Here is a 12293-nt window from a genome sequence, read left to right on the forward strand (position 1 = left end):
CGGTCCGGTCGGCGCTTCTGGCCTGCGGTACGGCGGCGGTGGGACCGCCCGGGTTCGCCGCGGCCAGTTCGCCACGCAGGGCGCTGACCTGCCTGCGCAGTCCATGAGTGGCGTGCAGGGCAGCGACGCCCACAGCTGTGGCGGCGGCTGTGGTCAGCAGCAGGGCAAGAGACATGGCGCTCACTGACTACTCCCGTTCCGATCGATACCCCCGACTTCCTACCTCAGCTTGTCGTGGGCGGGATCCGTCCGTCAGTGCATTACGTCACGAAATGGACAGGTCTTTGGGCCTTAGGTTTACTCCCATTGGCGCCCTGACCTGGACAAACGAATCTCCCCCGGGACTAGGTCACATCCTGGGGGAGATTCAGTCACGACTGGGGATCGGTGGGGTTCTTCTATGCGATTCCGGACTGTCCGGCTACGCTGCGCGACGAGTCTCCGCATTTCGGACAGGTCGCGCGCCGCCGGCGGTGGCTCGGCTCGGGCGCCTCAGCTCAGTCGCTCGATCACCATGGCCATGCCCTGGCCGCCGCCCACGCACATGGTCTCCAGACCGAACTGCTTGTCGTGGAACTGGAGGCTGTTGATCAGTGTGCCGGTGATCCGGGCGCCGGTCATGCCGAACGGATGGCCGACGGCGATGGCGCCGCCGTTGACGTTCAGCTTCTCCAGTGGGATGTCCAGGTCGCGGTAGGACGGGATCACCTGGGCCGCGAAGGCCTCGTTGATCTCGACCAGATCGATGTCACCGATGGTCAGCCCGGCGCGCGAGAGCGCCTGCCGGGACGCCTCGACCGGGCCGTATCCCATGATCTCCGGCGACAGCGCGGTGACTCCGGTGGAGACGATCCGGGCCAGCGGCGTCAGGCCCAGCTCACGCGCCTTGGTGTCGGACATGATCACGAGCGCGGCGGCGCCGTCGTTGAGCGGGCAGCAGTTGCCGGCCGTGACCAGACCGTCGGGCCGGAAGACGGGCTTGAGGCCCTGTACGCCCTCCAGCGTGACTCCGGCGCGCGGTCCGTCGTCCTTAGCCACCACCGTGCCGTCAGGGACCGTCACGGGCGTGATCTCGCGCTCCCAGAAGCCGTTCTTGAGGGCTTCCTCGGCGAGGTTCTGCGACCGTACGCCGAACTCGTCCATCTCCTGACGGGTGATGCCCTTGAACCGGGCCAGATTCTCCGCGGTCTGACCCATCGCGATGTAGGCGTCCGGGACCAGACCGTCCTCGCGCGGGTCGTGCCACTGCGCGCCCTCGCTCTGCGCGACGGAGGAGGTACGGGCCTCGGCGTCCGCGAAGAACGGGTTGTGAGTGCCGGGCATCCCGTCCGAGGAGCCGTTGACCTGACGCGAGACCATCTCGACACCGGCCGAGATGAACACGTCGCCCTCGCCCGCCTTGATGGCGTGCAGCGCCATCCGTGAGGTCTGGAGGGACGAGGAGCAGTAACGGGTGATCGTGCAGCCCGGGAGATGGTCCATACCGAGCTGTACGGCGACGATCCGGCCCAGATTGTGGCCCTGCTCGCCACCGGGCAGCCCGCAGCCGAGCATCAGATCGTCGATGTCGCGCGGATCCAGCTCGGGGATCTTGGCGAGCGCGGCCTCGATGATCGTGGCCGTCAGGTCGTCGGGCCGCACTTCCTTGAGCGATCCCTTGAAGGCCCGCCCGATGGGCGAACGGGCGGCAGAGACGATCACGGCTTCGGGCATCACGGCTCCAGGAGGAGAGAAGGCAGGGCTGAGGTGGAAGTTACCGCTACGTAGCGTCGAGGTCACCCGACCGGCCGTGTGACGAGGACCTCTTTTCTAAGCGCTTGCTCAGTGGGTGGCGGGTCACACCTTCGGGTCATACCTCCCGAGGCACCTGGCTCGGTTCCGTCGGGGTCGCTTCCGTCTGTGCCGGGAGGTGGCGGCGTCTGCGGTGTTTCAGCAAAGCCCAGGGAGCGCGGGCCGCCGTGACCTCCGTACCCGCCCGGGACGCCGCCGCCGAGGCCGCCTTCGCCACCGGGAGCATGTCCTCGTCGCGGGACGCGTCCAGGTGGTCCGTCTCCGGCCAGAGGTCCAGCACCGCGCAGAGCGTGGGCAGGACCGCCATCGCCGCGGTCGCGTAGCCCTCCGCCGACGGGTGGTAGTTGTCCGGGCCGAACAGCTCCCGCGGATTCGCGGCGAACTCCGGGCCCAGCAGATCGCCCAGCGAGACCGTACGGCCGCCCTGCTCGACCGCCACGATCGTCTGCGCCGCGGCGAGCTGGCGGCTCACGCGGCGGGCCAGCCAGCGCAGCGGCTGGTACACCGGCTCGATCGTGCCGAGATCCGGGCAGGTCCCGACGACCACCTCCGCGCCGGCCGTACGCAGCCGCCGTACCGCCGCCGCGAGATACCGCACCGAACGGGTGGCCGGCATCCGGTGTGTCACATCGTTCGCGCCGACGATGATCACGCAGACGTCCGGGACGCGCGCAGGGTCCGAGAGAAGCTGGGTCACCTGGCGGTCCAGATCGTCCGACTGGGCGCCGGGCAGCGCCACATTCCGCAGCTCCACGGGCCGCTCCGCGACCGCCGAGAGCCCCGAGGCGAGCAGCGCTCCCGGAGTCTGTCCCGCCCGCCGTACGCCCTGGCCCGCCGCCGTGGAGTCGCCGAGCATGCCCATCCGCAGCGGCTCGGCGTGCCCGTGTCCGTGCGCGTGCCCATGTCCGTGGCGTCCGTGCCCGTGCCCGTGCCCGTGACCCTGCCCGTACGCCAGTCCGTACCAGCCGTCGCCGCTCGGCGGCACCGGTGCCGCTCCGCCACCCACCGACCGCTTCGCCAGTTGCAGTTCCGCCAGTACCACTCCGACGCCGGCCGCTCCCAGCAGGCCGATGCTCCCGCCGCCGTAGGCCGCGCCCGCGGCGATCCGCCGTGCCACTCTCGCCCTCGACACAGTCCGAGCCACCTCCCTCTGGCCGTACGCACGGGCCGCCGTACGCGCGCGCGTACGCAGCCGTACGCACGAGTATGGGTACGTACACCAGCTAACTGCCCCGTAAGGACCATGGCCCAATCTCGCGTGCGTACGCATACCCTGGCCGGACCATCACGGAGACCCCGGAGACAACGGTGCAATTCCACGACTCGATGATCAGTCTGGTTGGCAATACCCCCCTGCTGAAGCTGCACAGCGTGACCGCAGGGATCCAGGCGACAGTCCTGGCGAAGGTCGAATATTTCAACCCCGGCGGTTCGGTCAAGGACCGGATCGCCCTGCGCATGATCGAAGCCGCCGAGGAGAGCGGCGAGCTGCGGCCCGGCGGCACGATCGTCGAGCCGACGAGCGGCAACACCGGTGTCGGTCTCGCCATCGTGGCCCAGCGGAAGGGCTACAAGTGTGTCTTCGTCTGCCCGGACAAGGTCTCCACGGACAAGATCAATGTGCTGCGCGCGTACGGCGCCGAGGTCGTCGTCTGCCCGACGGCCGTCGATCCCGAGCACCCGGACTCGTACTACAACGTCTCCGACCGGCTGGTGCGTGAGACGCCGGGCGCCTGGAAACCGGACCAGTACAGCAACCCGAACAATCCGCGCTCGCACTACGAGACGACCGGTCCCGAACTGTGGAAGCAGACGGACGGACGGATCACCCACTTCGTGGCGGGCGTCGGTACGGGCGGCACCATCAGCGGCACCGGCCGCTACCTCAAGGAGGTCAGCGACGGGCGCGTACGGATCGTGGGCGCCGACCCGGAGGGATCGGTCTACTCGGGCGGTTCGGGCCGGCCGTATCTGGTCGAGGGCGTCGGCGAGGACTTCTGGCCGACCGCGTACGACCGTACGGTGACGGACGAGATCGTCGCCGTGTCCGACAAGGACTCCTTCCAGATGACGCGGCGGCTGGCCAAGGAGGAGGGCCTGCTCGTCGGCGGCTCCTGCGGGATGGCGGTCGTGGCCGCGCTGAGGGTGGCCGAGGGGCTCGGGCCCGACGATGTCGTGGTCGTCCTGCTGCCGGACAGCGGTCGCGGCTATCTCAGCAAGATCTTCAACGACGAGTGGATGAACGACTACGGCTTCCTGGACCAGGGCGGCGGCGCGGTGACCGTCGGCGATGTCCTGCGGCACAAGGCGGGCGCGATCCCGACGCTCGTCCATATGCACCCGGAGGAGACGGTCGGCGAGGCGATCGAGGTGCTGCGGGAGTACGGCGTCTCGCAGATGCCGATCGTGAAGCCGGGCGCCGGGCATCCGGATGTGATGGCCGCGGAGGTCATCGGTTCGGTGGTGGAGCGGGAACTGCTGGACGCGCTCTTCACTCAGCGGGCCTCGCTCGGCGACTCGCTGGAGAAACACATGTCGTCGCCGCTGCCGCAGGTCGGCTCGGGCGAACCGGTGGCCGATCTGATGGCCGCGCTGAGCGGTTCCGACGGTGCCGACGCGGCGATCGTGCTGGTGGAAGGCAAGCCGACAGGTGTGGTGAGCAGGCAGGATCTGCTGGCGTATCTGTCGAAGGCCTGATCTCGACGGTTGTGTAGCGGGCGGTTCAATGGGCGGTGGCGCCTATCCGCGAAAGTGGTACGAGCGCGACACGTCCACGCAGCACCCGCTTAACACGCCTCCTGCACAGTAGTGGTTGTCGGCGTCAAGGACCTCCGGAGCGGCTCCCGGACCTCCATGGACGCCAAGGACACGCACACCGGCCCTGACCCGGACCGTGTCCCTCGCGGGGACCGCCGTCGTCCCGCCCCCCGGTAACGGGGGTGCGGCGGTCCCCGCGACTATCTTTTGCGCCACTCCTTGTGCTCACTCTTCGTGCTCACTCCTCGGGCTCACTCTTCCCAGTCGGAAGAGCGGCGGCGCCTGCCGAGTATCCAGGGCCGGCCGCGCGAGGCATGGACCGCGTTGACACCGAATATCCCGAGCCAGCAGACGACCAGGCCCTCGATATCCGCGTTCACCGCGGCGATAGCGGACAGCGGGATCGCCAGGATCAGCGAGATGACGCCGAAACCGAAGCGTTCGCCGAAGCCCTCGCCATTGCCGGGCTTACCAGCACCCCGGGCGGCGGCCATCTGCCGCTCGGCCATCTCACGCCGGACACGGCGGTCGACCGTGCCGTCCAGGCGCTGTTCGATCTTCTCCAGGAACGACTCGACGAGCGCGGGCTCATACTCCGCCCCCAGCTCATGACGCGCCCGGAGGGTCGCGTCGAGTTCCTTCTTCAGCTCAGGGTCGCGGGCTTCCATGCCCGCCACGGTACGAACACCCCCGCCCGGGGGTCATTGGGGCTAACCCCCCACTTCACCTCGGGCCCGCACCAGCCCGGCGCGATCCGCACTCGCCTGACCCGTCATTTTCTCGTCTTGGTCAGGCCCTGGGTGGTGGCCCAGGTGTGGGCCACGTCGTCCGGGTCCTTCTTGTCCTTGTCGACCTGGCGGTTGAGTTCGGTGAGGGCCTCCGTGGTGAGGGTGTTGCCGAGGCGGGCCAGGGCCTTGCGAACCGTTGAGTCGGCCTTGCGGTCGGCGATCAGGGGGACGATGTGCTGGCCGGGGACGAGGTTCTTGGGGTCGGTGAGGACCACCCAGCCCTCGGCGGCGATGTCCGTGTCCGTGGTGAAGAGGTTCGCGACGTCCACGTCGCCCTTCTTCAGGGCTCCCTTGACCAGTGGGCCCGAGGAGTCCAGCGACTTGAACTCCTTGAACTCCACCCCGTACACCTCCTTGAGCCCGATGACGCCGACCACCCGCTTCTTCACCTCGGGCGCGGCGCCGATGACCAGCTTGCCGTTCTGCTTCTTCAGGTCCGCCAGCGTCGTGAGGCCGTACTTCTCGGCGGTCTCGCGCGTGACGGCGAAGGCGTCCGAGTCCTCGGCCTGGCCGTACGGGAGCACCTGGAGGCCCGCCGGGAGGGCGATGGCGAGGGCGTTCTGCATCTCGCCCTCCTCCGTGGCGGTGGCCTTCGCGTCGAGGTAGTGGAGCAGCGCGCCCTGGTACTCCGGGAGCAGATCGATGTCGCCGCCCTTGAGGGCCGGTATCAGGATCTCGCGTGTGCCGAGGTTGGCACGGACGGTCGTCTTCACGCCCACGGCTTCGAGTACGGCCGCGTAGAGATGGCCGAGGATCTGGTTCTCGGTGAAGTTGGCCGTGCCGATCGTGATGCCGCCCGGGCTGGAGCCGCCTCCCGCGCCGCCGGTGCCCTGGCCGTCCAGGGAGGTGATGCCGGTGCTGCACGCGGCCAGTACGGGTACGGAGGCTCCGGCGAGCAGGCCCGCCAGTACGGTCCTGCGGGTCTGCGGTGAGGTCTTCGGTGAGGTCTTCGGTGAGGTCATCGGAGTTGTCTCCCTAGGCGGCGGTGCGACGGCGGAACAGAACGCGCTGGAGTCCGGACAGCGCCAGATCGAGGACGACGGCGACGACCGCCACCAGCACCGCGCCGCCCAACACCTGGACGAGATCGCGCTGGGCCAGACCGTCGAAGACATACCGGCCGAGTCCGCCGAAGCTCACGTACGCGGCGATGGTCGCCGTGGCCACCACCTGGATCAGCGCGAGCCGCAGCCCCGTCATGATCAGCGGGAGCGCCAGCGGGATCTCGACCTGGAACAGCACCTGGTGGCCGCGCATGCCCTGACCTCGGGCCGCGTCCTTCACCTCCGGATCGACGGCGGTCATCCCCGCGTACGTATTGGTCACGATGGCCGGCACGGCGAGCGCGACCAGCGCCACATACACCGGCGTCATGGAGAGACCGCTCGCCAGGAAGACCAGGACGACCAGACCGACCGTGGGCAGCGCCCGGCCGAACGAGGCGAGATTGATGGCGACGAACGCGCCCCGGCCCGTATGCCCGATCAGCAGTCCCAGCGGCAGCGCGATCACGGCGGCGATCAGGGTCGCGAGCAGGGAGTACTGGAGGTGTTCGGCGAGCCGGTGGCCGATGCCGTCGGCCCCCGTCCACTGCTCGCCCGAGACCAGCCAGGAGCCCAGGTCCTCGAAGAGTTCGTACATGGTGTGTCAGGCCCTTCCGCGCGCCTGGCGCTGTTGCCTTTGCCCGGGCTGCCGGTGCCGATCCCTCGTCCAGGGTGTGAGGACGTACTGCACGGCCACCAGCAGCGCGTCCGCGACCAGCGCGAGCAGCAGAGTCAGCACGATGCCCGCCGCCACCGGCGTGGGGAAGTCGCGCTGGAAGCCGTCGGTGAAGAGCTGGCCGAGGCCGCCGTCACCGATGTACGTGGCGACACTGACGAGTGAGATCGACATGACGGTGGCGATCCGTACACCGGCCATGATCACGGGCAGCGCGAGCGGCAGTTCGACGGTGAGGAGCGTACGCAGCGGGCGTGTGCCCATGGCGACGGCGGCCTCACGGGCCTTGGCGGGTACGGAGTCGAGCCCTTCGACCGTGTTCCGCAGCAGCACGACGAGCGTGTAGATCGTCAGACCGATGACGGTGGTGGTCCTGGTCAGCCCGGAGACGGGCAGCAGCAGGACGAAGACCGCGATGGACGGGATCGTGAACAGGACGTTGGAGAGCCCGAGGAGGAAGCCGCGCAGCGGTCGGACACGGTGGGCGAGTACCGCGAGAGGGAGGGAGATCAGCAGACCGAGGAGTACGGCGGTGAGCGCGGCCTGGAGATGGGAGAGCGTGAGGGTGGTGAGATCGCCCGCGTGGTCGGAGATCCATGCCCATTCGATGGTCATAGGGCTCCGCCCGAGGTCTTGGGCGCGCTGCTCTTCGGCCCGGTCCCGGCCGGTGCTGCGGGGCTCGGTATCGGCGAGTTCGGGGCCGTAGCGCCCGTGCCCGTCTGCGAGTCTGCTTCCCGGGCTTCTGCTTTCTGGGGCCCGGTTTCCCGGGCTCCGGCTTTCCGGGCCGCCCGCGCCGCCTCCTTGTGTCTGCGGCCCGCGTGCTCGTAAATCGTCTCCCGTGCGGTGACTCCCGTCAGCACGCCCTCGGCGTCGACCCGGACTATCAGGCCCGTCGGCGACGCGATCGACTCGTTCAGCGCCGCGAGCAGCGAGTCCGTGTCGCGCAGCGGTCGTACGGGCGCCAGCACGTCGGCGGTGCCCGGCTCCGGATCGAGCCAGCCCAGCGGTTCGTTCCTCGCCGACACCACCAGATACGGCCCGCCGTCCGCCCGCGACGCCGGCTCGCCCTCCCGTACCACCTGCGCCCGCTCCACCGGCACCTCCGCGAGCGTCGTCAGCGACAGCAGCTTCAGCTCGCGCTCCGCGCCGAGGAAGCCGGCGACGAATCCGTCCGCCGGGCGCGCCAGCAGCTCCGCCGGCGCCGCGCACTGCACGAGATGGCCGCCCGTACGGAAGACGGCGATCCGGTCGCCGAGCCGTACCGCCTCGTCGATGTCGTGCGTGACAAAGACGATGGTTTTGTTCAGATCCTTCTGGAGACGGAGCAGCTCGTCCTGGAGCTGCGTCCGCACCACCGGGTCGACGGCGCCGAACGGCTCGTCCATCAGCAGCACCGGCGGATCCGCCGCCAGCGCCCTGGCCACTCCGACCCGCTGCTGCTGGCCGCCGGAGAGCTGGTGCGGATAGCGCTTGCCCGCCTCCGCCGTCAGCCCGACGGTCTCCAGCAGCTCCGCCGCCCGCGTACGGGCCTTCCGCCGGCCCCAGCCCAGCAGCAGCGGCACGGTCGCGATGTTGTCGAGGACCGTACGGTGCGGGAAGAGCCCGGACTGCTGGATGACATAGCCGATACCGCGCCGCAGCTCGGCGGCGTCCTGCTCCAGGACGTCCTTGCCGCCCAGCCGGATGGTGCCCGAGGTCGGCTCGACCATCCGGTTGATCATGCGGAGCGTGGTGGTCTTACCGCATCCGGAGGAGCCGACCAGGACGGTGACACCGCCCTCCGGCATCTCCAGAGTGAGGTCGTGGACCGCCGTGGTGCCGTTGGGGAAGCGTTTGTTCACCGCGTCGAATCTGATCATCAGTCGTCCCTTGCCCGGCTTGCATATAGTCATGCAGAGTTCTTGGTGGCTGAATAGATTGTCAATGCCCTGGCGTAAATCACTGGTTACGGATGGTCGCAGGGTGAGACGTAACGTCTGGAATGGAGGCGTTCGCGCATGATGTCGTCCCACATGGTGGACCCGGCGGGTGGGCATGCACCGGCCCCGGCAGGTACCTCCCTCGTCGTTCTGGACGGACAGAGCCTCCCGGTCGCCGATGTCGTCCGGCTGGCGGACGGCGCCGCACGTCCCGTACCCGGGACCGAGGCGATGAAGCGCGTCGAGCAGAGCTGGCATCTCGCCCGTGAACTCGCGGGCTCGGGCCGGGTGTACGGACGCTCCACCGGCGTCGGCGCCAACCGCACCGAGGCCGTGCCCACCGAGGCCGCCGCCGACCACGGGCTGCGGCTGCTGCGCAGCCATGCCGGCGCCATCGGTGATCCGCTGCCCGCCCGTCAGGTCCGCGCCATGCTCGCCGTGCGCGCCAACCAGCTGCTCGCCGGCGGCGCGGGACTGCGCCCGACCGTCGTCACCGCGCTCTGCGAGGCGCTGGAGTCCGGTGCGTATCCCGTCGTCAATGAATACGGTTCGGTCGGTACGGGCGATATCGCGGCCCTCGCGCAGCTGGGCCTCGCCCTCGCCGGGGAACATCCTTGGGAACACGCCTGGGAACACTTTGGGGAGGGCGCAGGAGAGGGCGGCGGGGAGGGTGCCGGGAAGGGCGGCGGGGAGGGTGCAGGGAAGGGCGGCGGCGAGCGTGGCGGCCACGTCCCCGAGCCCCAGGCTCTCGACAACAACGACGCCCTCGCCCTGATCAGCAGCAATGCCCTGACGCTCGGTCAGTCCGCGCTCGCCCTGGACGAGTTGCGCCGGCTCGTCGCCGCCACCGAACTGGTGGCCGCGCTCTCCCTGCTGGCCGTCGACGGCTCGTACGAGGCGTACGCGGAGCCCGTGCACGCCGCGCGCCGGCACCCGGGCTCGTACGCAGTCGCCGCCGATATGCGGCGCTTCCTCGGCGCTCCGGAACGGCCCGGTCCGCCGCTCGGCCGGATCCAGGATCCGTACGGTTTCCGCTGTGTCCCGCAGATCCACGGCCCGGCGCGCGACGCCGCCGACGCGCTGGAGAACACGCTCGCCGTCGAGATCAACGCCGCCGCCGAGAATCCGCTGATCAGCCCGGGCACGGAGGCCGATCCAGTGCCCGCCGCCTATCACCACGGCGGTTTCTATCTCGCCCAACTCGCCCTCGCGCTGGACCACTTCAGGCTCTCGCTGGTGCAGACGGCGCGGCTGTCCACCTCCCGGCTCTCCGCGCTCAACGAGCCCGCGTTCACCCGGCTGCGGCCCTTCCTCGCCGACGGCGAGCCCGCCAGCTCCGGTGTGATGATCCTGGAGTACGCCGCCGGAGCCGCCCTCGGTGATCTGCGGGCCTACTCGGCGCCCGCCTCGCTGGGCCACGCGGTACTGTCCCGGGGCGTGGAGGAGCAGGCCAGTTTCGCCTCGCTGGCGGCGCGTCAGACGCTGCGCGCGGGGAGCGCGTACCGCCTGGTCGTCGGCTGTGAACTCGTCGCCGCCGTACGGGCACTGCGCCAGCGCGGACTGCGTCCCGAGCCCGGACTCCCGGTCGGGCGGGCCTTCGAGCTGGCCGAGACCGTACTCGACGAGGAGGCCGGCGACCGTCCGCTGACCGATGATGTGACGGCAGCCGCCGCGCTGCTCGACCGCTTCACGGAGCTGGCCGCCGCCGATCCTGTCCAGGCCGCTTCGGTCACCACTGCCACCACCCGCACGCGTAACGATCTGACAGATCTCACAGATCAGACAAGGGGGATCGCATGAGCGACAGCCCTGCCGCCCGACTCCAGCGGCTCTTCGAGGGCCACCGGCTGACCCCCACCCAGCGGCGCATCGCGCACAACATGGTGCGCCGGGCCGGGGACGCGCCGTTCCTCTCCAGCGTCGAACTGGCCGAACTGGCCGGAGTCAGCCAGCCGTCCGTCACCCGCTTCGCGGTCGCGCTCGGCTTCGACGGTTATCCGGCGCTGCGCCGGCATCTGCGCGAGGTCGCGCCCGGCGCTCCCGCGGAGGGCGGGACCAGCCTCAACGAGTACCAGCAGGCCGTACGCGGCGAGATCGAGAATCTGCGGCAGCTCGCTGAGCTGCTCGCCGACCCGGAGCCGGTCGAACGCGCGGGCAGGCTGCTCGCCGCGTCCCGTCCGCTGCCGGTGCTCGGTCTGCGCGCCGCCTCCTCGCAGGCGCGCGGCTTCGCCTACTTCGCGGCCAAGGTCCATCCGGACGTACGGCTGCTCGATGAGGGCGGCACGATGCTCGCCGACCGGATCGACACCGCCCGGCAGGCGGGCGCGAGCACGCTGCTCTGCTTCGCGCTGCCGCGCCATCCGAAGGAGGTCGTGGAGACGCTGGCGTACGCGCGGTCGGCCGGGCTGACGGTGGTGACGGTCGCCGACTCCGCGTTCGCGCCCGTCGCCAAGCACAGCGATCTGCTGATCCCGGCGGCCGTCGGGACCGGCCTGGCCTTCGACACGGCATGCGCGCCGATGCTGCTGGGACGGATGCTGCTGGAGGCGATGTGCGACGGGCTGCCGGAGGCGCAGGCGCGGCTGGAGGAGTTCGACGCGCGGGCGGCGGCGCGAGGGCTGTTCGTCGAATAGCCGAGCGGTCGGGCGGCCGAGCGGCTGAGTGGTCGGGTAGTCGGGTAGCCGGGCGGTTTGTGCGCCGCCGGTTCGACGGATCGTGCCGTTCTCAGGAAAAGTTCAGAGAACGCCATTAATCTGCCCGCCAAACTCACCGGGACGAGGAGGCGGACAGTGGGGCGCGGAGGGCAGTCGCTGGCACGGGTGGCAGTGATCGTACGGGCCGGTGCGGTCCCGCTGTGGTGGCTCGGGGTGCTCGCCACCGGGATCGGGATCCTGTTTCCCGGACTGACCGGTCGCAGGATCGGTGTCTACACGGGCGCGGCGCTCTTCGTGGTGTGCGCCGCCGCCGTCGCTCTCGTACGCCGACGCAGATACAGCGCGTGGGCGGAACGGGCCGAGCGGGCCGGCCGGTACGACTATCTCCAGGACCGTCGGGTGACCGCCCGGAACTGGCGGCGTGCGCACCGCTGGTGGCTGCTCGCTGCTTTCCTCGCGGCCGTGGCCGCTTCACTGGCGCTGCCCGCCGCAGGCGGCCTCGCCCTGGCGGGCGCGGGCGCCGGTCTGTGGCTCAAGGCCGGCTGGCTGGGACGGCGTGAGCGCCGGGAGGACGAACTGCTCTGGGTACGCACCGACTGGGCCGGCTCCGGCCGGCCCGTCGGCAAGCAGGTGAAGGGCTTCCGTACGACAGGCGTCGCCGCAGG

The 12293-nt window shown here is 70.1% G+C and carries 11 protein-coding genes and 1 pseudogene; 4 read left to right on the forward strand and 8 right to left on the reverse strand.

Annotated elements, in window-relative coordinates:
• From GA0115259_RS19735 to GA0115259_RS19745, 3 genes and pseudogenes are all read right to left on the reverse strand, one after another.
• A pseudogene (locus GA0115259_RS19735) lies at positions 1-184 on the reverse strand (hypothetical protein); the annotation flags it as partial.
• A 308-nt stretch (positions 185-492) separates the two neighbouring features.
• Entirely contained in the window at positions 493-1713 is a 1221-nt protein-coding gene (locus GA0115259_RS19740) for an acetyl-CoA C-acetyltransferase (RefSeq protein WP_093598782.1), read from the reverse strand.
• 136 nt (positions 1714-1849) lie between these two features.
• Positions 1850-2908 (reverse strand): SGNH/GDSL hydrolase family protein, encoded by a 1059-nt coding sequence (locus GA0115259_RS19745; protein WP_093598785.1) that lies wholly within the window; start codon positions 2906-2908, stop codon positions 1850-1852.
• Between the two features lie 191 nt (positions 2909-3099).
• Here GA0115259_RS19745 and GA0115259_RS19750 point away from each other — a divergent pair, with 191 nt between their 5' ends.
• Positions 3100-4488 carry a cystathionine beta-synthase gene (locus GA0115259_RS19750; RefSeq protein ID WP_093598789.1) on the forward strand — a complete coding sequence of 463 codons (1389 nt, stop codon included), beginning with the start codon at positions 3100-3102 and terminating at the stop codon, positions 4486-4488.
• 311 nt (positions 4489-4799) lie between these two features.
• Here the strand turns inward: GA0115259_RS19750 and GA0115259_RS19755 are convergent, their stop codons facing one another.
• From GA0115259_RS19755 to GA0115259_RS19775, 5 genes are all read right to left on the reverse strand, one after another.
• Positions 4800-5216 (reverse strand): hypothetical protein, encoded by a 417-nt coding sequence (locus tag GA0115259_RS19755; RefSeq protein ID WP_093598792.1) that lies wholly within the window; start codon positions 5214-5216, stop codon positions 4800-4802.
• Between the two features lie 104 nt (positions 5217-5320).
• Complete coding sequence (locus tag GA0115259_RS19760) at positions 5321-6298, reverse strand: ABC transporter substrate-binding protein (protein ID WP_093598795.1); 978 nt, start codon at positions 6296-6298, stop codon at positions 5321-5323.
• A 13-nt stretch (positions 6299-6311) separates the two neighbouring features.
• On the reverse strand, positions 6312-6977 hold the full coding sequence (locus tag GA0115259_RS19765; RefSeq protein ID WP_093598798.1) for an ABC transporter permease: 666 nt from the start codon (positions 6975-6977) through the stop codon (positions 6312-6314).
• A 6-nt stretch (positions 6978-6983) separates the two neighbouring features.
• On the reverse strand, positions 6984-7670 hold the full coding sequence (locus GA0115259_RS19770) for an ABC transporter permease (RefSeq protein WP_093598801.1): 687 nt from the start codon (positions 7668-7670) through the stop codon (positions 6984-6986).
• A complete protein-coding gene (locus GA0115259_RS19775) occupies positions 7667-8914 on the reverse strand; it encodes an ABC transporter ATP-binding protein (protein WP_093598804.1) in 1248 nt (415 codons plus the stop codon). Before GA0115259_RS19775 ends, GA0115259_RS19770 begins: the two co-directional genes overlap by 4 nt.
• A gap of 141 nt (positions 8915-9055) precedes the next feature.
• On the opposite strand from GA0115259_RS19775, the gene GA0115259_RS19780 reads away from it, so the two are divergent.
• The 3 genes from GA0115259_RS19780 to GA0115259_RS19790 all read left to right on the forward strand — a co-directional run.
• Positions 9056-10774 (forward strand): aromatic amino acid ammonia-lyase, encoded by a 1719-nt coding sequence (locus GA0115259_RS19780; protein ID WP_093598810.1) that lies wholly within the window; start codon positions 9056-9058, stop codon positions 10772-10774.
• Complete coding sequence (locus GA0115259_RS19785; RefSeq protein ID WP_093598807.1) at positions 10771-11607, forward strand: MurR/RpiR family transcriptional regulator; 837 nt, start codon at positions 10771-10773, stop codon at positions 11605-11607. The genes GA0115259_RS19780 and GA0115259_RS19785 overlap by 4 nt, the downstream gene beginning before the upstream one ends.
• Before the next feature lie 156 nt (positions 11608-11763).
• Positions 11764-12293 (forward strand): hypothetical protein (locus GA0115259_RS19790; protein ID WP_093598812.1); only part of this gene is annotated, 530 nt, incomplete at its 3' end.

It is taken from the genome of Streptomyces sp. MnatMP-M17, assembly GCF_900091995.1.
Taxonomy (GTDB): domain Bacteria; phylum Actinomycetota; class Actinomycetes; order Streptomycetales; family Streptomycetaceae; genus Streptomyces.